We start from the raw sequence: 20,339 nt of genomic DNA, 5'->3' as shown, positions 1-20,339 counted from the left end.
GCTCCGGACATCAGGAAAACGAGGGTTGGCAGGCGAGCAGGGCAGCACCACGTGCGCCACCGGCATCGCCGAAGCGTGGCGGCACGATCGGTGGCACCTGCACACCCTTGAACAGATGGGCGGCGATGGCGTCGGGCAGTTGCTGGTACAGCGGCGCGTACTGCGAAAGACCGCCGCCGAGCACGATCACGTGCGGGTCCAGCGCCAGCACCAGCGCGGCCAGGCTGTGGCCGAGCAGGTCGCGATGGATGTCCAGCGCCTTGCGCGCGCGCGCATCGCCGGCTTCGGCCAGCGCGATCACCGCGCTGGCGTCGGCGGCGCTGCCACCGAGGTGACGCTCGATCATCGCCACGCCACTGCCGGACACATAGCGCTCCACGCAGCCCTGCAGGCCGCAGGCGCAGTCGATCAGCGACAGGCCGTGGCGCTGCAGCAGATGACCGGGCACGCTCCAGTGGCCCCATTCGCCGGCCAGCCCGTTGAAACCGGACAGCAGGCGGCCGTGCAGGCAGAAGCCACCACCCGCGCCTGTGCCGAGGATGGCGCCGAACATGCTGGGGTAGCCGTCAGCGGCACCGCCGTGTGCTTCCGACAGGGCAAAACACTGCAGGTCGTTACCGAAATGCAGCGGCCGCTGCAGGCGCGCCTGCAGGTCGGCCGCCACGCTGTGGCCGGTCAACGCCGGCACGTTCGCGCTGAGCTGGCGGCCGCTGCGGCGGTCGCGCACGCCGGGCAGGGCGATGCCGATCGCCGCATCACTGCGGCCCAGCGCGGCATCGGCCTCGGCGACCAGGGTCACCACCGCCTGCAGGAAACCGTCGTAGTCGCCCTGCGGCGTGGCCACGCGGCGGCGCCAGGTGACCTGCATCGCCGCATCGCACGCCACCAGCTCGATCTTGGTGCCGCCGATGTCGATGCCGTAGCAGGCGTGGGCGATCAGCTCAGCCATGGTGGATGGTGACGCCCTTGACCACGCGGTTGACGGTGCCGTCCGGGAACGGGTTGTCCGGGGTCAGGCCCAGCGCAGCCGAGCGCTGCAGCGCGAACAGCTGCGCGAAGCCCAGCCACACCGGTGCCAGCCAGGGATCATCCAGTGCCGGTACGGTGAGGGTGTACTCGTCGTCGGCGCCGATGTCCGAATGCGGGCCGATTGCCAGCACCTGGCCGGCCACGCCATCGCGGCGCAGTTCTTCCAGCAGGTCCTGTTCGTAGCGGCGCGCCAGTGGCTGCACGCTGCGCAGCACCACCACCAGGGTGTTGCCATCCAGCGTCGACTTCGGACCATGACGGAAGCCCAGCGGGGTGTTGGCCAGCGCCAGCACGCGGCCGGCGGTCAGTTCCAGCACCTTCAGCGCGCACTCGCGTGCCAGCGCTTCCAGCGGGCCGCTGCCGAGGTAGATGATGCGGTTGAACGGGCGCTGTGCCAGCGCCGCCACCGGTGCATCCCACTGCGCCTGGCCTTCGCGGGCCAGCGCGGCGATCTGCTTCAGGCGCGCCACACGCGCATCCCACGGCGAGCGGTCGAACACGGTCAGTGCGGCCAGCAGCATGCAGGTCAGGCTGCTGGTCATGGCGAAGGCGCGGTCGCAGCTGGCCGACGGCATCAGCAGGGTGCAGGTATCGGCACGGCCGGCGCCACGACGGGCCAGTTCGCCATCGGCATTGCAGGTGATGTCGAGGAAGCGCGCGTCATCCACGTCGCTGCGCACGCGGTCCACCGCCGCCACGCTTTCCGGGCTGGAGCCGCTGCGGCCGAACGAGACCAGCAGGGTCGGGCGCTCGCGCTGCAGGTACAGCGCCGGGTGGGTCAGCAGGCTGGTGGTATGCACCACGCGCACATCGGCCGGCCATTGCGCGTTGATGGCATCGGCCACCATTTCGGCAATGAAACCGGAGCTGCCGGCGCCGGTGAACAGCACGCGCTGGTTGGGATCGTTGAGGCTGTCGCCGAGGAAGGCCTGCAGGCGGTCGCGGGCACGCGACAGGTCCTGTGCGAGGGCGTCCCACAGCGCAGGCTGCTGGGCGATTTCGGTAGCGGTATCGGCTCCGCCAAGGCGCTGCCAGGCGGACACATCGGAAAGCAGGGTGACGTCCATTCGGAGGTTCCAGTTGGGCCAGCGCACCATCTGTGTTTTCTTTCGAAATGTCAAATAGCGAAAGTAAAAAGAAAGAAAATGGGGGGATGACTTTTCCCGCCGTGGAGTGCTCCGAAAAACGAAAGAACGAGCCGAATGCCGTATCGCACAATACTTAACAGGCGCCTGCAAGCGCTTACACAAAGTGTTGCGGCGCAACAACTTTCGTTTCAATGGAATATATCTTCCTTTTTCCTTTCAATTTGTTGACATCTTTCGAATCGCTGCCCTAGAGTCGGCCCAATCGCTTTCGAAACGCCCGGTGAACGGGTTGGGAGTCCGCGTGGAAATCTGCGTTCGTCGCTCGCCGCTGATGCTGGCCCTGTTGCCGGCATTGATGCTGGCGTCCATGCCGGCCCGGGCCGAGCCCGTCGGCAACCTGCGTTCGGTCAGCGCCAGCGACAGCCGCGACGGCGTGCAGGGCTGGGACCTGCAGACCGACAAGGGCGCGCGCATCCGCATCGAGCTGCCGGCCACCGACATCATCCGCGTGCAGGCCGGCCGCAACGGCAAGCTCACCGGTGCAGGTGACAAGGCCGCACCGATCGTACTGCCGCAGCCCAAGGCGAACGTGCGGGCGCAGCTGGAAGAAGACGTGCAGGAAATCCGCGTGCGCACCGATGCACTGGTGCTGCATGTACAACGGCAGCCGCTGCGCCTGCGTCTGGAGCGCTTGGACAACGGCCAACCCACCGCCCTTTGGCAGGAGCTGCAGCCGCTGGACCTGGATGCCACGCAGAGCGTGCAGGTGTTGTCCTCGCAGGCCGATGAAGGCTATTACGGTGGCGGCCAGCAGAACGGCCGTTACCAGTTCAAGGGCCGCGAGCTGGACGTGTCCTACTCCGGCGGCTGGGAAGAGGGCGACCGCCCCAGCCCGGCGCCGATGCTGCTGAGCAGCCGTGGCTGGGGCATGCTGCGCAATACCTGGAGTGATGGCAGCTACGATCTGCGCGAGGCCGACCAGGCCACGCTGCTGCACCGCGAAGACCGCTTCGATGCGTACTACTTCGTCGGCGCCGACCTGCCGAAACTGATCGAGCGCTACACCCAGCTGACCGGCCGCCCCAACATGGTGGCGCGCTGGGCGCTGTCCTACGGCGATGCCGATTGCTACAACGACGGCGACAACAGCAAGAAGCCCGGCACCGTGCCCGAAGGCTGGAGCGACGGCCCGACCGGCACCACCCCGGATGTGATCGACAGCGTGGCCAAGCAGTACCGCGCCCACGACATGCCCGGTGGCTGGATCCTGCCCAATGATGGTTACGGCTGCGGTTACAAGCAGTTGCCGGAAACGGTGAAGGGCTTGGCCAAGTACGGTTTCCGCACCGGTCTGTGGACGGAGAACGGCGTCGACAAGATCGCCTGGGAAGTGGGCAAGGCCGGCAGCCGCGTGCAGAAGCTGGACGTGGCCTGGACCGGCAAGGGCTACCAGTTCGCAATGGACGCCAACCGCCAGGCATTCAATGGCATCCTCGACAATTCCGATTCGCGCCCGTTCCTGTGGACGGTGATGGGCTGGGCCGGCATCCAGCGCTATGCGGTGGCATGGACCGGCGACCAGAGCAGCAGCTGGGACTACATCCGCTGGCACGTACCGACGCTGGTCGGTTCGGGCCTGTCCGGCATGGCCTACGCCAGCGGCGACGTCGATGCGATCTTCGGCGGCAGCGCCGAGACCTTCACCCGCGACCTGCAGTGGAAGGCCTTCACCCCGGTGCTGATGGGCATGAGCGGCTGGTCGTCGAACGCGCGCAAGCACCCGTGGTGGTACGACGAGCCCTACCGCAGCATCAACCGCGACTACCTGAAGTTGAAGATGCGCCTGACCCCGTACATGTACGGGCTGGTGCACGAGGCTGCGCAGACTGGCGCACCGCCGGTGCGTGGCCTGATGTGGGACAACCCGCGCGATCCGCATGCGCAGGATGAAACCTACAAGTACCAGTTCCTGCTCGGCCGCGACCTGCTGGTGGCGCCGGTGTATCGCAGCCAGGCCGCAAGCCGTGGCTGGCGCCGCGACATCCACCTGCCTGCCGGCGGCTGGATCGACTACTGGGATGGCCGCCGCGTGCAGGCCGCCGCCGATGGCCGCCAGCTCGACCGCCAGGTGGACCTGGCCACGCTGCCGGTGTTCGTGCGTGCCGGTGCGATCCTGCCGATGTACCCGTCGATGCTGTTCGATGGCGAGAAGCCTCTCGATGAAGTGACGTTCGACCTGTACCCGCAGGGCGAGTCGCAGTACACGCTGTACGAAGACGACGGCAACACCCGCCGCTACCAGCAGGGCGAATCGAGCACGCAGCAGATCCGCGTGCAGGCGCCGGCGCAGGGCAGCGGCCCGGTGCAGGTGCAGATTGATGCCGTGCAGGGCCAGTACAACGGCCAGCTGGCGCAGCGTCGTTATGGCCTGCGCGTGCTCAGCCGCCAGGCGCCGCGCGCGGTGCAGGCCGGTGGTCGCGCGCTGCCGGCGCTGGCCGATGCCGCTGCGTTCAACAACGCCAGTGAAGGCTGGTACTTCGATGCCAAGGAGCGTCGTGGCACCGTGCATGTGCGCACCGCCGCCCAGGACATCCGCCAGCCGCTGCAGTTGCAGCTGGACTTCGCGGTGGCTGCCGCGGCCGCCGACGATGCCTATCCGGCCGCGCTGGTGCTGGGCCGCGAACTGCCGGCCGACAGCCTGCTGGTGGTCAACCGCCCGGCCGAAGAACCCGGCCATGCGCTGGAGAATGCCTTCGATGATGATCCGGGCACCTGGTTCCGCAGCGTGCGCAACCAGGCCGTGCGCACCGGTGCGCACGAGTGGGTGATCGGCTTCGGCGAGCGCAGGATGATCGACGGCATCGACATCGCGCCGCGCAACGACAAGAACTGGAAGCACGGCCAGGTACGCGACTACGAGGTCTACCTCGGCGACAGCAATGGCGAGTGGGGCGAGCCGATCGCCCGCGGCCGCCTGCAGCTGAAGGAAGGCGTGCAGCGCATCGACTTCCCGGCCCACGCGGGTCGCCTGCTGCGTTTCCGCGTGCTGAGCGTGCAGAACCCCGAAGGCGACGGCGCCAGCAGCACCGACCCGATGGTGACCGCCGCACAGGGCAGCGCCCGCGCCTTCGATGCATTGCAGCCGCGCGATGTCGGCCCGATCGCCTTGTCCACCTTCCACATTCTTGAACACCAGGAACCGGAGCGACCGGCCCGGCAGCGCTATCTCTCCGAGCTGCCGGTGCCGGCCGCGCTGGCCAGCCAGGTGCGCACCGACCAGTCGTTCCGTGGCGACGCCGGCATGCGCATGAACGGCCTGCAGTTCCGTCGTGGCCTGGGCGTCGGCGCCAACAGCCGCATCGACCTGCGTCTGCAGGGAGGCTGGCACCTGCTGCGCGCCGACCTCGGCATCGACGACGCCTGCCGCACTGCCGGTGGCCTGCAGTTCCAGGTCTGGGGTGACAACCGCCTGCTGTACGACAGCGGCCTGGTCAAGGCGCCCGGCGTGGTCAAGCCGGAGCTGGACATCCGTGGCCTTTCCACCCTGAGCCTGCGCACGCTGGGTGCGCAGGGCAGCCAACCCGCCCAGGTCTGTGCCAACTGGGCCAATGCCGTGCTGATCGGCCAGGAGGGCGACTCCGCCAGCATCGTCGCCCCATGACTCCAACGTAACACCGCTCCTCCCCCCGCCCATTCCGACTACGGCCCTCATGGCCGTGGCCCGGGAGCGTTTTGCCCGCCGAACGCCCACGCGCTCACTTTTTGCGCCGCACCCCTGCCAGGAGAGAACCCCGATGTTGCCCGCACGCCACCACCGTCCCCCCTGTCGTTCGATCGCTCCGCTGACGCTGGCCATTGCCGGCGTGCTGTTGTCGGTCACCGTTCCTGCCTTCGCCCAGGAGAGCAAGGACAAGGCCACCGACCTGGCCCGCATCGAGGTCACCGGCTCCAACATCCGCCGCACCGACGTTGAAACCGCCTCGCCGGTGCAGGTGATCAGCAAGCAGGACATCCAGAACATGGGTGCGCGCACGCTGCTGCAGGTGCTGGACAATCTGCCGGCCGCACGCCCGGCGCAGCAGGATGCGCGTTCGCTGTTCACCGGCTCCGATGGTGCCTCGCAGGCCAACCTGCGTGGCCTCGGCGCACAGGGCACGCTGGTGCTGCTGAACGGCCGTCGCCTGTCGTACTACGGTGCGCCGGCAGGATTCCAGACCCAGTTCGTCAACATCGATGCGATCCCGGCTGCAGCCATCGAGCGCATGGAAGTGCTGACCGACGGCGCCTCGGCGGTGTACGGCACCGACGCGGTGGCCGGCGTGATCAACGTGATCACCAAGCGCAACTTCCAGGGTGCCGAGGTCAGCTTCACCAACGACACCTCGTCGCGCATCGACTCCTACGGCGAGCGCCAGGCCAGCATCACCGCCGGCTTCGGTGACCTGACCGAGAACCGCTTCAACATCTACGGCGCGGTGAACATGTACCGCCGCGACGCGATCCCGCTCAGCGACTTCTACGACAAGCGGCCCGACCAGTACTACGTCAACAATCCGAACTACCTCAACAACCTGCGCCTGGGCGTGGGCAGCAAGCCGGGTGAATTCAATCCGGGCACTTACTTCGCCTTCGATCCAGTCACCGGCCGCCGCGTGCAGGAAGCTGCGCCGGGTTGCCGGAACGTGCTGACCAGTGAAGCGGCCGGTCCGCGTTGCGTCTGGGAAACCTGGATGAACAACGAGATCGACGCTGGTGCCAAGTCCGAGCGCAACACCGCCTACCTCAACGGCACCTTCCTGGTCGGTGACAGCACCGAGATCTTCGCCGAGGCGACCTACACCGACATCGACCTGCGCGCCAACGGCGGCACGCCGCGTACCTACGGCACCACCACCGGCAACCCGACCAGCTGGTTCTCGCGCAATACCGGCAACACCGTCAACCAGTTCCTGTACCCGTTCCTGGGCCCGAACAACGAGTACAACCACGCCAGCCCGCAGATGAAGGCGATGATGGGCGGTGTGGTCGGCCTGAATTACCTGCTGCAGGATGCCGGCCCGAACTATTTCGGCCAGCGCAATACCGACAAGAGCTACCGCGTGCTGGCCGGTGCGCGTGGCAACCGGGGCGACTGGAACTGGGAAACCGCGTTCGCCAGTGCCGGCACCCACTCCACCACGTACCAGACGATCAACGTCAACACCAAGGGCTTCGAGAAGGCCTTCGGTCCGTACACGATCGATCCGGGTACCGGCCGCGTGATCATCTCAGACCACCCGGCGTACAAGTTCGGCGAGATCAGCGAAGCCAACGCTGCCTTGATCCGTGAAGCGTTCCCGACCTTCGACATCCAGTCGTGGACCCGCCTGCACACCCTGGACGGCAAGATCGAAGGCCCGTTGTTCCAGCTGCCGGCTGGTGAGATGCGCGCCGCGTTCGGCTTCAATGCCAGCCGTGAGACCTTCTATACCCCGGGCAACGCCGATGCGGCCAATGGCCTGATCACCCAGCAGGGCGGCTCCTGGTTCGACGGCAAGCGCAACACCTACGCGCTGTTCGCCGAGACCGTGGCGCCGATCACCGACAAGCTGGAACTGGACGCGGCGGTACGCGTGGACAAGTACCCGAACTTCAGCGCCAACGTCGCGCCGAAGATCGGCTTCAAGTACCAGGCGTTCGATCAGCTGATGCTGCGCGGTACCTACTCGACCGGTTTCCGTGCACCGAGCCTGGCCGAATCCGGCAACGGCGGCGTGTTCGCGCAGCTCGGCGGCTACCGTGACGAGCTGCGCTGCAACGAGACCAACGCCATCGCCAACCTGCTGCTGAAGTCGCAGCGGCCGGGCGATGTCGATCTGGGCAAGACCATGCTGAACGTCGATTGCAGTCGCACCGTGGCACGCATGACCCAGCCGAACAAGGACCTGAAGCCGGAGAAGGCGAAGATCGCCACCCTCGGCTTCGTCTACGAGCCGGCAACCTGGCTGTCGGTGTCGGCCGACTACTGGTTCATCTACCGCGACAATGAAATCGTCGCGCCGGACTACCGCCGCATGGAAGACATCATCTCCTCGTCGCGTTCGCCGATCACCGACAGCGACCGGGCCAACCTGGCGCAGCTGGCGGCGATGTGTGCCGACCCGGCCAGCGGCGTGAACTGCCCGTCGGCACTGCCAGGCTATTCCGCCGGCAACGTGGCCAGCGTGGTGGGCCAGTACAAGAACCGTGGCAAGACGCTGATCGACGGCTTCGACATCGACGCGCGCAGCCGCTTCTCGCTGGGTGACTGGGGCAACCTGAACATCGGCCTGGCTGCCACCATCGCCAACCGAAACCGCTTCTACATGGACGAAGCGAGCGGCTGGTACTACGGCGACGTGGTGGGCTACTACAACAACCCGCGCCTGCGTGCCACGCTCAACGCCGACTGGACCTACAAGCAGGTCACCACCAGCATGTTCGTCAACTATGTGGGCGGCACCAAGTGGGCCACCGACCAGGTCGACGAAAAGAGCAACAACAAGGAAACCTGCACCGGCGGCTACCTGGCCCTGCAGAAGAGCAAGTGCGACGGTGCACCGTCGTGGTGGACCGCCAACATGAGCGTCACCTGGCGCCCGGATGATGCGTGGAATCTGAGCTTCACGGTCAAGAACCTGTTCAACCGCCTGCCGTTCTACGACCCGAACAGCTTCCTGGGTGACTCCAGTGACTACGCAACGATCTTCGGTCGTGGTTACAGTGTGACCATCGGCTACCGGTTCAAGTAATTCCGTTTGCGTGACCTGGCGTGCCGGCTTCGGTCGGCACGCTGCCAAGAGGAGAGATGTTTGCCATGAAGCGTAGGGAATTCATCGCGGCCAGTGCCGCTGTTGCCGCCAGCAGCCTGCTGCCGCAGACCCCGGCCTGGGCACGCGGGCGCAAGGTGCGCCTGGCCATGATCGGTACCGGCATGCGTGGCCTGGTGCTGCTGAAGGAACTGGTGCGCCGCGACGACGTCGAGGTGGTCGCCGTCTGCGATATCGAGCCGATCATGCTTGGCCGCGCCGTGGAGATGGTCAGCAAGGCCGGCAAGCCGGCACCGAAGACCTACGGCCAGGACCGCGACACCCATGCCTGGAAGCGCCTGCTGGAACAGAAGGGCATTGATGGCGTGATCATTGCCACGCCGTGGGAGTACCACGCGCCGATGGCGATTGCTGCGATGCAGGCCGGCGTGGCAGTGGGTTGTGAAGTAGTGGCCGGCATCACCCTGCAGGATCACTGGGACGTGCTGAAGACCCAGCTGAGCACCGGCACCCCGTACATGCTGCTGGAGAACGTCTGCTACCGCCGTGACGTGATGGCCGCGCTGCAGATGGTGCGCCAGGGCCTGTTCGGCGAGCTGGTGCACCTGCAGGCCGGCTACCAGCACGACCTGCGCGGCGTTAAGTTCAATTCCGGTGACCCGAACCAGCCCTACGACAGCGGCGTGGAGTTCGGTCCCAAGGGCTGGAGCGAAGCCCGCTGGCGCACCGAGCATTCGGTGGAGCGCAATGGTGAGCTCTACCCCAGCCACGGCATCGGCCCGTGCGCGATGTACACCGGCATCAACCGCGGTAATCGCTTCACCCACATCAACGCTTTCGCGACCAAGGCGCGTGGCCTGCACGAATACACCGTGGCCAAGAGTGGCGGCACCACCCACCCCAGCACCAAGGTGAAGTTCAAGCTGGGCGACATCGTGACCACCACGCTGGCCTGCGAGAACGGTGAGACCATCCTGCTGCAGCACGACACTTCGCTGCCGCGCCCGTACTCCATGGGCTTCCGCGTGCAGGGCACCAAGGGCCTGTGGATGGATGTGAACCATTCGATCCACATCGAAGGCCGCAGCCCGCCGCACCAGTGGGAAGAGTTCAAGAAGTACCAGGACGAGTACGAGCACCCGCTGTGGAAGCAGAATGCCGAGACCGCTGCCAGCGCCGGTCATGGGGGAATGGACTGGTTCGTCATCCACGCGTTTGTCGAGGCGCTGAAGGCCAAGGCACCGATGCCGATCGATATCTATGACGCGGTGACCTGGAGTGCGATCACGCCGCTCAGCGAGCAGTCGATCGCCAACAGCTTCCAGACGTTGGAGTTCCCGGACTTCACCGCTGGTGCGTGGAAGCAGCGTAAGCCGATTTTTGCGTTTGACGGCAAGTATTGATTCGCTCTTGTAGAGTCGAGCCATGCTTGTATGTTCCTCCCGGCTCCTACGCGGTATGTAGGAGCCAGGGTGGAGGGACCGTCAAGCATGCATCTGCGGATACTAGCCGACAGACGAGTCGAGCGATCCCCATCCCGCACACGAACGTCGATAAAGGATCGTACGGCCCCCAAAGGGGATCGTCGATGTAGGCAAGCTAACGTCGGTGCGGTACCACCCCAGCCCCTTAAAGATAGCTGGGAGCCGTACAAATGTCTGATTCTCTCGATATTGGCGTGGACGTGGACTCCAAGGAGTTCGTACCGGCAGTGGCCGACCGCAAGGCCGGCGACAGGATCGCCAACACCCGGGCCGGCATAGCCCAGTGGCTCAACACCTTGCCCCAGCGATGCCGGATTGGCATGGAGGCGACGGGGCGGTACTACGAGTTGTTGGCTCGGATGGCTGGCCAGGCAGGCCACGTTGTCTATGTGATCAATCCACGTCTGATCAAGCACTACGGCCGGGCGACGGGCTCGCGTGGCAAGACGGACGCCATGGACGCCGAAGCGATCGCCCGGTACGTGAAGAAGGAGAGCGATCGCCTGCGTGAATACGTACCGCGTACCGACGAGCAGCAGCAGATGCACGATTTGCTGCGCAAGCGGCAGACGCTGGTAAAGACACGCGCGCGCCTGGAGCAATCCTTCGGGGTAAGCAAAAGTGCCCCCGGGGAGCTGTCAGATCTGTTCTGCGCTCTGGCTGGGACGCTGTCCGAGCTGGAAAGCGAACTGCAGCGCTTGGGTCGCGATGGAGAGCATGGCACGCTCTACAAGCGCCTGTTGACCATCCCTGGTATCGGCCCCGCCGTCGCCGCTCACCTGATTTACTACATGACGCGCTGGCCGTTGGCCAACGCCAACGCGTGGATCGCCTGCACGGGCCTGGATCCCCGGCCCAACGAGTCTGGCGGCAGAACGGGACGGCGTCGGCTGTCCAAACAGGGCGCGCCAGTGCTGCGCCAGATGCTCTACATGGCCGCAATGGGGCTCAAGCGGTGTCGCCGGGGGCAACCGCTCTACGACGAGCTGTCAAAACGCGGTCACCCCAGCACCGCCGTCTTCAACATCCTGGCCAGAAAGCTGGCCAGGATCGCCTGGGGTGTCTTCAAAAGCGGCCGGGACTTCGATCCGGCCATGCTGAAGGTGGGTCAAGCCTGCTTCCAGCAGGCTTGACCACGAACATAGGATCTCGACTGTTTCGAACACAACGCCGGGCCATGCCCGGCGTTGCTGTTTGCGGCGCCCCCTAACAGGCCCATGCTAGGCTCGGCTTCGTGCCCGGCAGTTGATGTCAATCGACAGAGAGGAGCTTGCCTGATGCGCCTGCTGACCTTCACCTGTCCACTTTGCGGCGCTGCCGGGCAGCGATTCCCGCTGCTTTCCGCATCGAGACGGCAGGCGAAGACGGCATGCAGGGGATGTGGCGTGATGCTGCGCTCGGATCCCCGCTTGGGCCTGCACACGCTCTACCTGCTGCATACGCAGATCATCGTGCTGCTGGCTGCATTGCCCATGATCTGGGCCTGTGCCTTGGGCCGATGGTTCTGGTTGGCTGTGATCTGGGCCGTGGTGCTGGCGTTGTGCTGGTTCCCCGGCGTAATCAGGCACGCACGAAGTCCGATCATGCGCGCCTGCCGCGATCCGGATTACAGCTACGCGCGCAGGCCGGGTGCTTCCACTACGCGCGCTGCTGCAAACGCTGGGCAGGGTAGCGACGTGCCAGGTGCCAGCCCATGATCCGGCCGATCATTGCCCTCCTGACCGCAAGCCTGGCCGCGTGTGCATCGCACCCAGCCGATGCCGTGCAGTGCCCCGAGGCCACGATCACCTACATCGGCAGTGAAACTGTGGATGCCGTGGTCCTTGGCAGGTTCCAGATCAGTACGGAGGGATCGCAGGCACTACGACTGCCACTGGCCAGCGTGGATCGGCAGGCGCATGCACACGCGGTATCGACCGATATCCGCGACGAACACGGTCTTGCCTGGCGTCCCTTCAGTGTTGTTCTGGAAGAGCTCAAGCCGCCGGCTGCGGACCTGATGGTTGCACGAGGTGAGATTGAAACCTTCCTGTACGACGGCAAGGGCGCCTTCCTGCCCGGTGCGGTGCAGAAAGGGCAGGAGCTTTCCATCGTCGTGCGCGATCTTCAAGGTTGCGCACATCGCTCGATGCCGTTCGCTCCTGAGCTGCGTTGACGTGGAAGCGCAAGCGAGAGGCCCGGAGTGACGGGTACGAGCAGGGGAAGATGGCGCGCCCGGAGGGATTCGAACCCCCGACCAATGGCTTCGGAAGCCACTACTCTATCCGGCTGAGCTACGGGCGCGTTGTAGAACCGCCGCGCCACCGACCAGTGCCGGAGCGGGCATCGCAGCGCCATGAAGCGGTGCGGGACCGGCATTCTATCCAGTTTCGCCGAACAAATCTCCCCCCATGGGCAAAGCCCTGCCAGAGGGGCAGGAGTATCCTATCGTCATGGCTGATACCCCCCTCATTTCGCCGCAGTCGCCGGCGACGCCGCGTTGGCGGCATTACTGGAGTCTGATGCGCGCTGATCGCCCGATCGGCACGCTGCTGCTGCTGTGGCCCACATGGTGGGCGTTGTGGCTGGCTGCGGGCGGCCTGCCGCCGCTGTGGACCCTGTTCGTGTTCACCGCCGGCGTGTGGCTGACCCGCTCGGCCGGTTGCGTCATCAACGACTATGCCGACCGCTGGCTGGATCCGCACGTGGAGCGAACCAAGGCGCGCCCGCTGGCCACCGGCGCAATCAGCGGCCGTGCCGCGCTGGCACTGTTCGCCGTGCTGATGCTGGTGGCGTTCGGCCTGGTGCTGACCCTGAACGGGCTGACCATCGGCCTCAGCTTCATCGGCGTGTTCCTGGCCGCCAGCTACCCGTACCTGAAGCGCTACACCCATCTGCCGCAGGTCTACCTGGGCATGTCGTTCGGCTGGGGCATCCCGATGGCGTTCGCCGCCGTGCAGGGCGAGGTGCCGATGCTGGGCTGGCTGCTGTATGCCGGCAACATCCTATGGTCCACCGCCTACGACACTTGGTACGCCATGGTCGACCGCGAGGACGACCTGAAGATGGGCTCGCACTCCACCGCGATCCTGTTCGGTGATCTCGACCTGGTCATCCAGGGCGTGCTGTACGCGCTGTTCCTGGCCACCATGGCGCTGGTCGGCGTGCGCGGCGGGCTGGGTGGGTACTACCTGGCCGGCGTGGCGGTGGCCACCGTTCTGGTGGTGTACGAGTTCTGGATCTGCCGAAACCGCGAGCGCGGCCCGTGCTTCAAGGCGTTCCTGCACAACAACTGGGTGGGCGCCGCGCTGTTCGCCGGCATCGCCGTGGACCTGGCGCTGCGTTGAGCCCAAGGTGAGGTAGAGCCGGCCGCTGGCCGGCTGCACCCGTGCGCGATCCCGAGGTTGCCGGCCAGCGGCCGGCACTACCATTCCGCCACCTACGACCAATAGGTGGCTGACAGCCTGCACCTCACCGCCCAGAATCGATCCATCGAACCTGGGAGGGTAGGCGATGGCCTCGACGGCAGCAGTACAGGACGGCTGGATGGCGCGCGCTGCGCTGCGCTCGGCCGCCTGGGCGGAAAAATGGTTCCCCGATGCGTACGTGTTTGCGGTGCTGGGCGTGGTCATCGTCGCGCTGGCGGCGATGGGCTTCGGCTCGACCCCACAGGCCACCGCCAGCGCCTTCGGTGATGGCTTCTGGAGCCTGATTCCCTTCACCATGCAGATGGCCTTCGTGGTCATCGGCGGCTACGCCGTGGCCACCGCGCCGGTGGTCGCACGTTTCATCGACTTCCTCGCCCGTGTACCGCGCACCGGTCGTGGCGCGGTGGTGTACGTGGGGCTGGTCAGCATGCTCGCCTCGCTGCTCAGCTGGGGCTTCTCGCTGGTGTTCGGCGGCCTGCTGGTGCGCGCGCTGGCGCGCCGTACCGAACTGCGCATGGACTACCGCGCGGCCGGTGCTTCGGCCTATCTCGGTCTGGGTGCGGTGTGGGCGATGGGGCTGAGTTCCTCTGCCGCACAGCTGCAGGCCAACCCGGCCAGCATGCCGCCGGGGCTGGTCGAGATCACCGGCGTCCTGCCGTTCACCGAAACCATCTTCCTGTGGCAGTCGATCGCGCTGACCTCGGTGCTGATCCTGGTTTCGCTGCTGATCGCCTGGCTGACCGCACCGGCTGCCGGCAGTGCGCGTACCGCTGAGGATTTCCCCGGCGCCGCGCAGGCCGAGCCGGAACCACTGCAGCGCCGCACGCGCCCGGGCGAGTGGCTGGAATACAGCCCGCTGCTGACCGTGCTGCTCTCACTGCTGGCGTTCGGCTGGCTGTTCAACGAGTTCGCCAACAAGCCGGTGGTCACCGCCATCGCCAACCTCAATACCTATAACTTCATGTTCATTTCGCTGGGCCTGCTGCTGCACTGGCGGCCGCGCAGCTTCCTCAACGCGGTGGCCAAGGCGGTGCCCAGCACCACCGGCGTGTTGATCCAGTTCCCGCTGTACGGTGGCATCGCGATGATCCTCACCCATGCTGCCGGCGGCGATGGGCAGACGTTGGCGCACCGGTTGTCGAGCCTGTTCGTGCACGTGGCCAGCACCGATTCGTTCGCGCTGGTGATGGGCGTCTATTCGGCGGTGCTGGGCTTCTTCGTGCCCTCCGGTGGCGGCAAGTGGATCATCGAGGCGCCGTACGTGATGCAGGCCGCCAATGAACTGAAGGCACACCTGGGCTGGGCGGTGCAGGTCTACAACGCGGCCGAAGCGCTGCCGAACCTGATCAACCCGTTCTGGATGCTGCCGCTGCTGGGTGTGCTGGGCCTGAAGGCACGCGACATCGTCGGCTTCACCTTCATCCAGCTGCTGGTGCACATTCCGCTGGTGCTGGGCCTGCTGTGGCTGCTGGGCATGACCCTGGCGTATGTGCCGCCGGTGATGCCCTGAATGCAGGGTTGGCTTCCCTGCGTGAGCCGGGAAGCCAGCCTCGTTCAGCGCGTGTTTCCGGCGGCGAACGCCATGAATGCGTGCACCGTTGACGAAGGCATGAGCACATGTCGAACCCGCATGAATCCTTCAGCCGCTTGTGCCACAAGGGCTTCTGCGCGTTCATTCACAGGCGTACACACAGATGTAGCCGCCCACCCACGCGTGATTAACCATTCGCTGCAGACGATGGCCACGTCCACCGCATTCCGCGAGTGGCTTTGGAGATCGGACATGGCACAGCAGAACCAGAACCCGAACCAGAAGCAACAGGGCCAGCAGAACCAGCAGGATCAGCAGCAGGGTCGTGGCCGTGACCAGCAGCAGCAACAGCAGCAGGAACAGCAGAAGCGCAACCAGAACCAGCAGCAGGGCGGCAACGACGAAGAAGAATGACCGCGCCGTGCATGCGGAGTGACCGGTGAAGCCCCGCCTCGTGCGGGGCTTTGCTTATTCCAGCATGCCGATGCGCTGCAACACCGGTGCCGCCGACATGTCGTTCGGATTGCTGCCGGGCTGATCCTGCGGCACGTCCATGCCCATGCCGCGGTACAGATCAATCCAGTGCTGGGCGATCTGCCCGGTCTGCGGATTGCGGAAGTTCATCGGCTGCAACGCAAATACATGGTGCGCACGGAACGCACGTTCGATGAAGTCCGAGCAGTAGTAGCTGTCCTCGTTCAACACATACGACGTGTTGTACGGCTTGCCCAGCATCGTGCGCGCGGTGGCGACCGCATCCCTGATCGCTGCCTGCTGCGGCGCGCGCAGGCGATAGACCACGATCTGCCGCTGCTTGGCGCGCGCCTCCTGGCGGAATTCGACCAGCGATTGCCGGCGCGATCCTTTCTCGTCTGCATGCAATACCTCCCAGCCCTTCGGCGCGGAAGCGACCAGCGCGACGTGATCGAAGCTGGGCGCGCCCTGCTTGCCGGTGGCATCGTCGATGGCTGCACTGAGACCGCTGCTGCCGGCGGTGACGAACAGCAGGTCGCCTTCGTGGACATCGACGGCCCTCGCCACGGCCGGCCACAGGGCGGGCAGCAGCAGGCCGATCAGGAGCAGGAGGCGATGCATGAGGACTCTCGGACAGGCGGAATGCCGGAATTGTAGGGTGCGCGGTAGCATGGAGCGACCGGACCGGATTCAGGATGAGCCCATGTGTCGATACCGTTCTGCCGCACCGCTGATGCTTGCCTGTGGCGCGGTGCTGGCAGCCTGCGCGCCAGTGCCGCAGGCACCGCAGACCGCGACCGAAGCCTCACCTGCCGCAGCGGCGCCGGCGACCCCCCCCGCCGAGCCCACAGCTGTGGCTGCACGCGGTGAATGCCTCTACCCGGACTTCGATGCGTTCCTGAAACATTTCGGCAACGAGATCGCGTTGCAGGAAAAGGCCACCGCCGATCCGCTGCTGGACAGCTACATCGATGCCGAGGCCGAGCCGGAACCACGCAAGGTGGAAAGCCGGCTGGCGCGGGCCGATGTCGAGTGGCCGGTGATGCCTGATCCCGCCGCACTGGCCGGGCAGGGCCGCGAAATGCAGGTCAGCCTCCTGGCCGATGGACAGCGGCAGGTGCAGATCCGTACGCCGGACAGCAGCGACCAGCAGACCTATACCTTTGCGCAGGCGCCGTGCTGGACGCTGGTCAAGCGTGAGGATGAGTCGATCTGATGGCTGATCCGGCACAGGCGCGGCGGGCCAGCGGCTGCTAGGCTCGATCCCTGGTCCAGGCAGGGAGACGCCGATGCAGGCTTTCAGGAAGCGCACCACCACCGCCGCCATTGCCGCCGTATTGGCGATAGCCCCCTTCAGCGGCGCGCAGGCACAGTCGGTGCATGCCGATGACCGCACCTACTTCGCCAGCGCCGCGTCCGAACAGACAGCGCGCGACGCGTTGGGCAAGCGCGTCGAGGCCCTGCAGCAGGCGTCCACCCTCGCACCGGCGGAACGCTTCCAGCAGGCCGAGGCACTGGAGGCGCTGTGCCTGCGTCATCTCGGCTACCTGCATCTGCAGTCCGCCCGCAACGCGCGCGATCTTCGCCCGGCACAGGCGATGGAGCAGGCAGCGGGGCTGTGCAGCCGCATCGCTCGCAGTGGTCGCGCCGCACTGCGCGAGGCGCCCGCAGATGCGGCGTGGGCAGCACCGTATGGCTTCCTGCGCACTCGGGCGCTGAAGGAGGCTGCCACCCCGGCCAACGCCGCGCTGGATGAGGCCGTGGAGGCACTGGCCGATCCGGCGCTGGACAGCTTCGCGCGCCTGCGCGGGCAGATCCTGCGCAGCGCCGAGTACCCGCAGATCGAGCACGGCGGTCGTCACTGGGACACCGGACGCGACAAGCAGCTGCTGGCCCAGCAGCCCGACCGCGCCCTGCGCGAGGCCGGGTGGAAGGGCTACTGGCAGGGGCTGCACTCGCGCCGTGAGCCGATGGCCTCGGTGCTGCTGGGGCTGGTGCAGGTGAATGACGCCGCCGCACGCCTGCAGGGTGACGGCTCGGCGCCGGCATATGGCTACCAGCGCATGGGCCTGGATACTGCCGCAGTGGATGCAACGCTGGTGGCGATCGAACGGCACGCCGGGGACCGCCGTGCCTACCAGGACATGCTGCTGCGCCACGCTGCGCGATCCGGCATCGACGCGCCGCAGATCTGGGATACCACCGTGCCCGATGCCGGCTATACGCCACCAGTGCTGACATTGACGCAGCTGCGTGACAATGCCGCCGATGCCATGCAGCACCTGGGGCCGGCGTACGTCGCCGAACTGCGCGCGCTGCTCGATCCGGCCAACCAGCGCATGGATCTGGCCACCGAACGTGGTGACCGCAGCCAGGACGCGTTCCCGGTGAGCGCTCCCGGTGTGCCGGCAATGCTGTTCGTTGGCCTGCGCCGTGGTGATCTGGAAAGCGACGTCGAGATCGCCCATGAAGCCGGTCATGCCGTGCACGGCGAGTGGATGCAGCGCGGTCATGCGTCGCCGCTGCAGCGCAATGGCAGCCAGTGGCTGACCGAGGCGTTCGCGATCTACAACGAGCTGCGCTTCCGCGACCAGCTTTACCAGCAGGCAGAGGATCCGCGCGCCAAAGCCTATTACCTGAAATCGCTGCTGGACGACATGGTGCTGCAGCTGTTCACCTCTTCCGAGGAAGCGCAGCTGGAGCAGTCGATCTATCGGGGCGTGGCCGCCGGCACGCTGGGCACCGCCGATGACCTGGACGCGCTGACCGGGCAGGTGCTGGCGCGCTTCGGCCAGCAACCGGAGCGCTACCCGCAGCTGCGCAACACCTGGATCGGCAAGCGTCTGATGTATGAAGACCCGAATTATCTGGTGAACTACCTGTATGCGGGGCTGTTGGCCGTGCAGCTGTACGTGCAGGACCAGCGCGACCCCGAAGGGTTCCGTGAGCGCTATCTTGCCGTGCTTGGCGAGGGCTTCGACCGCGCGCCGAGCGAGCAGGTGGCGCAACTGCTGGGGCACGCGCCTGACTGGGCGGCCCTGGTGGATGCCGATCTGCAGGTGTTCAACCAGACGGCGGCGCAGCTGCAGGCGCTGCATGCGCAGATCGAGGCAGGGCAGGGTACGTGAACCCGGCGCGCCCCTTGCAGCAGGCGGCCGCCACCGTGTGGCTGCTGTTGCTGCTGTGCCTGCTGCCGATGGCAGCGCTGGCGGCAATCCCGGTCCCGGCGCTGGACGATCCCGTGGTGGACACTGCCAACGCGCTGTCCGCCGACACCCGCGCCACGTTGCGCAGGCAGGCGCTGCAGCTGCAGGCGCGGAAAGGTGCACAGCTGCAGGTGCTGGTGGTACCCAGCGTGGGCAGCGAAGGCATCGAGGCCTATGCACAGCGGGTGTTCGATCAGTGGCAGCTGGGGCGCGCCGGTGTCGACGATGGTGTGCTGCTGTTGGTGGCGGTGCAGGACCGCCGCGTGCGCATCCAGACCGGCTATGGCCTGGAAGGAGCGCTACCGGACGCGTACGCCGCTCGCATCATCGACAACGCGATCGTGCCGCGCTTCCGTGAGGGCGATGTCGACCAGGGCGTGCTCGATGGCACGAAGATCATGATGGCGCTGATCGATGGCGAGGACCTGCCGGCATGGGAAGAACCGTCGGCCAGCAATGTGCTGCCTGCGGACTGGCGACGCGCAGACTCGGTGGTGGCGTTGACCCTGCTGGCCGGTTTCCTGGCCGGGCTGTGGCGCTCGCCGCCGCCCCTCCCGCCGGCGAAGACCGAGGACGATTTCAGCGGCAGCCGTCGGGAGCGGCGGCGCAAGGCACTGGCCGCCAATGCATCGGCACCAAAACCAACCTGGCCGACCTTGCCGGCCTGGGGGCGCCCGATGCTGGTGACCGCTGTTGTGGGTGCGGGCATGCTCTCCGTGGCGCTGCTGCTGCCACGCCATGTGCTGCCGGGCCTGTGCTTCGTGCTGGCGCTGGGTGTGCCGGTGGCGACCCTGCTGGGCTGGTGCTGGCGCCGCAGTCGAGGTGTGCGCATCGTGCTGTGCGGGATGCTGATGCTCAGCGTGCTCTTCCTTGTGCAGGCGCTGCTGCGTGGCCAGCTGCCACCGAGCCTGGCCCGGCACCTGCTGCTGCAGGTCGCTGCGGGCGTTGTCACCCTGATGGTGTTCCTGCTGGTGCAGGCCTGCCGCACACGCTGGAAGAAGAATCGCGGCAGCTTCGTCGTGCGCATGACGGTGCTGGTGCTGTTGACCCTCGGCTATGCCGCGGGCGCGTTGCTGGCGATCCATCGTGCCGAAGGTGACGATCCACGGCTGCTGGCAATGATCGTGTCCGGGGTGTGCGGCGTACTGCTGTACTTCGTGTGGTTGTTCACCATGCTGCCGGGCGAGCGCGCACGTGGCCGGGTTTCATCCTCCCGCGAACGCACGTCGTCCCGTTCGTCGTCCTCGTCGAGTTCGTCGTCGAGCAGTTCCAGCAGCTGGTCTGGAGGCGGCGGCCGCAGCGGCGGAGGCGGCGCGTCCGGCAGCTGGTAGT

At 66.4% G+C, this 20,339-nt stretch carries 15 protein-coding genes and 1 tRNA gene; 12 read left to right on the top strand and 4 right to left on the bottom strand.

Going from position 1 to position 20,339, the window contains the following annotated elements:
* Positions 1–10: 10 nt before the first annotated feature.
* A complete protein-coding gene (locus ACZK4Z_RS21305; RefSeq protein ID WP_125895462.1) occupies positions 11–949 on the bottom strand; it encodes an ROK family protein in 939 nt (312 codons plus the stop codon).
* Complete coding sequence (locus ACZK4Z_RS21300) at positions 942–2,096, bottom strand: SIS domain-containing protein (RefSeq protein WP_125895461.1); 1,155 nt, start codon at positions 2,094–2,096, stop codon at positions 942–944. Before ACZK4Z_RS21300 ends, ACZK4Z_RS21305 begins: the two co-directional genes overlap by 8 nt.
* A gap of 322 nt (positions 2,097–2,418) precedes the next feature.
* On the opposite strand from ACZK4Z_RS21300, the gene ACZK4Z_RS21295 reads away from it, so the two are divergent.
* The 6 genes from ACZK4Z_RS21295 (at position 2,419) to ACZK4Z_RS21270 (ending at position 12,544) form a co-directional block, all read left to right on the top strand.
* Complete coding sequence (locus tag ACZK4Z_RS21295) at positions 2,419–5,778, top strand: TIM-barrel domain-containing protein (RefSeq protein ID WP_125895460.1); 3,360 nt, start codon at positions 2,419–2,421, stop codon at positions 5,776–5,778.
* A 133-nt stretch (positions 5,779–5,911) separates the two neighbouring features.
* On the top strand, positions 5,912–8,887 hold the full coding sequence (locus ACZK4Z_RS21290) for a TonB-dependent receptor domain-containing protein (RefSeq protein WP_180837677.1): 2,976 nt from the start codon (positions 5,912–5,914) through the stop codon (positions 8,885–8,887).
* A gap of 65 nt (positions 8,888–8,952) precedes the next feature.
* Positions 8,953–10,308, top strand: coding sequence for a Gfo/Idh/MocA family protein (locus tag ACZK4Z_RS21285; protein WP_125895458.1), 1,356 nt, complete (start codon positions 8,953–8,955; stop codon positions 10,306–10,308).
* Between the two features lie 251 nt (positions 10,309–10,559).
* Positions 10,560–11,522 carry an IS110 family transposase gene (locus ACZK4Z_RS21280; RefSeq protein WP_478451066.1) on the top strand — a complete coding sequence of 321 codons (963 nt, stop codon included), beginning with the start codon at positions 10,560–10,562 and terminating at the stop codon, positions 11,520–11,522.
* A gap of 144 nt (positions 11,523–11,666) precedes the next feature.
* On the top strand, positions 11,667–12,086 hold the full coding sequence (locus ACZK4Z_RS21275) for a hypothetical protein (RefSeq protein ID WP_125895560.1): 420 nt from the start codon (positions 11,667–11,669) through the stop codon (positions 12,084–12,086).
* Entirely contained in the window at positions 12,083–12,544 is a 462-nt protein-coding gene (locus tag ACZK4Z_RS21270; protein ID WP_125895559.1) for an adhesin, read from the top strand. Before ACZK4Z_RS21275 ends, ACZK4Z_RS21270 begins: the two co-directional genes overlap by 4 nt.
* A gap of 51 nt (positions 12,545–12,595) precedes the next feature.
* Here ACZK4Z_RS21270 and ACZK4Z_RS21265 read toward each other — a convergent pair.
* Positions 12,596–12,672 (bottom strand) — tRNA-Arg (locus tag ACZK4Z_RS21265).
* A 149-nt stretch (positions 12,673–12,821) separates the two neighbouring features.
* On the opposite strand from ACZK4Z_RS21265, the gene ubiA reads away from it, so the two are divergent.
* The 3 genes from ubiA to ACZK4Z_RS21250 all read left to right on the top strand — a co-directional run bounded on the left by ubiA (position 12,822) and on the right by ACZK4Z_RS21250 (position 15,741).
* Positions 12,822–13,715 carry a 4-hydroxybenzoate octaprenyltransferase gene (ubiA, locus tag ACZK4Z_RS21260; RefSeq protein ID WP_111178112.1) on the top strand — a complete coding sequence of 298 codons (894 nt, stop codon included), beginning with the start codon at positions 12,822–12,824 and terminating at the stop codon, positions 13,713–13,715.
* Between the two features lie 166 nt (positions 13,716–13,881).
* Positions 13,882–15,306, top strand: a complete 1,425-nt coding sequence (locus ACZK4Z_RS21255; RefSeq protein WP_185749977.1) for a short-chain fatty acid transporter — start codon at positions 13,882–13,884, stop codon at positions 15,304–15,306.
* Between the two features lie 273 nt (positions 15,307–15,579).
* The gene (locus ACZK4Z_RS21250) at positions 15,580–15,741 is read left to right on the top strand and encodes a hypothetical protein (protein ID WP_167796845.1); all 162 of its coding nucleotides are present in this window, start codon (positions 15,580–15,582) and stop codon (positions 15,739–15,741) included.
* A 54-nt stretch (positions 15,742–15,795) separates the two neighbouring features.
* On the opposite strand, the gene ACZK4Z_RS21245 is transcribed toward ACZK4Z_RS21250, so the two are convergent.
* The gene (locus ACZK4Z_RS21245; protein ID WP_125895558.1) at positions 15,796–16,422 is read right to left on the bottom strand and encodes a YiiX/YebB-like N1pC/P60 family cysteine hydrolase; all 627 of its coding nucleotides are present in this window, start codon (positions 16,420–16,422) and stop codon (positions 15,796–15,798) included.
* Between the two features lie 82 nt (positions 16,423–16,504).
* Between ACZK4Z_RS21245 and ACZK4Z_RS21240 the strand changes: the two genes are divergently transcribed.
* The 3 genes from ACZK4Z_RS21240 (at position 16,505) to ACZK4Z_RS21230 (ending at position 20,338) form a co-directional block, all read left to right on the top strand.
* Entirely contained in the window at positions 16,505–17,017 is a 513-nt protein-coding gene (locus ACZK4Z_RS21240) for a hypothetical protein (protein WP_125895557.1), read from the top strand.
* Positions 17,018–17,090: 73 nt separating this feature from the next.
* Positions 17,091–18,929, top strand: a complete 1,839-nt coding sequence (locus tag ACZK4Z_RS21235; protein ID WP_125895556.1) for a M3 family metallopeptidase — start codon at positions 17,091–17,093, stop codon at positions 18,927–18,929.
* 68 nt (positions 18,930–18,997) lie between these two features.
* A complete protein-coding gene (locus tag ACZK4Z_RS21230) occupies positions 18,998–20,338 on the top strand; it encodes a TPM domain-containing protein (protein ID WP_253144164.1) in 1,341 nt (446 codons plus the stop codon).
* Position 20,339: the final 1 nt, after the last annotated feature.

Source organism: Stenotrophomonas sp. 71799_Sma, from assembly GCF_056482505.1.
The sequence above is the reverse complement of the archived record's forward strand: the minus strand, read 5'-3'. Positions and strand labels throughout refer to the sequence as shown.

What these genes read in the sequence shown, in the direction of transcription:
- ACZK4Z_RS21270 (WP_125895559.1), top strand. Translation starts at nt 12,083, where the DNA reads ATGATCCGGCCGATCATTGCCCTCCTGACCGCAAGCCTGGCCGCGTGT.
- ACZK4Z_RS21285 (WP_125895458.1), top strand. Translation starts at nt 8,953, where the DNA reads ATGAAGCGTAGGGAATTCATCGCGGCCAGTGCCGCTGTTGCCGCCAGC.
- ACZK4Z_RS21275 (WP_125895560.1), top strand. Translation starts at nt 11,667, where the DNA reads ATGCGCCTGCTGACCTTCACCTGTCCACTTTGCGGCGCTGCCGGGCAG.
- ACZK4Z_RS21240 (WP_125895557.1), top strand. Translation starts at nt 16,505, where the DNA reads ATGTGTCGATACCGTTCTGCCGCACCGCTGATGCTTGCCTGTGGCGCG.
- ACZK4Z_RS21305 (WP_125895462.1), bottom strand. Translation starts at nt 949, where the DNA reads ATGGCTGAGCTGATCGCCCACGCCTGCTACGGCATCGACATCGGCGGC.
- ACZK4Z_RS21235 (WP_125895556.1), top strand. Translation starts at nt 17,091, where the DNA reads ATGCAGGCTTTCAGGAAGCGCACCACCACCGCCGCCATTGCCGCCGTA.
- ACZK4Z_RS21245 (WP_125895558.1), bottom strand. Translation starts at nt 16,422, where the DNA reads ATGCATCGCCTCCTGCTCCTGATCGGCCTGCTGCTGCCCGCCCTGTGG.
- ACZK4Z_RS21230 (WP_253144164.1), top strand. Translation starts at nt 18,998, where the DNA reads ATGGCAGCGCTGGCGGCAATCCCGGTCCCGGCGCTGGACGATCCCGTG.
- ACZK4Z_RS21250 (WP_167796845.1), top strand. Translation starts at nt 15,580, where the DNA reads ATGGCACAGCAGAACCAGAACCCGAACCAGAAGCAACAGGGCCAGCAG.
- ubiA (WP_111178112.1), top strand. Translation starts at nt 12,822, where the DNA reads ATGGCTGATACCCCCCTCATTTCGCCGCAGTCGCCGGCGACGCCGCGT.
- ACZK4Z_RS21255 (WP_185749977.1), top strand. Translation starts at nt 13,882, where the DNA reads ATGGCCTCGACGGCAGCAGTACAGGACGGCTGGATGGCGCGCGCTGCG.
- ACZK4Z_RS21280 (WP_478451066.1), top strand. Translation starts at nt 10,560, where the DNA reads ATGTCTGATTCTCTCGATATTGGCGTGGACGTGGACTCCAAGGAGTTC.
- ACZK4Z_RS21300 (WP_125895461.1), bottom strand. Translation starts at nt 2,096, where the DNA reads ATGGACGTCACCCTGCTTTCCGATGTGTCCGCCTGGCAGCGCCTTGGC.
- ACZK4Z_RS21290 (WP_180837677.1), top strand. Translation starts at nt 5,912, where the DNA reads ATGTTGCCCGCACGCCACCACCGTCCCCCCTGTCGTTCGATCGCTCCG.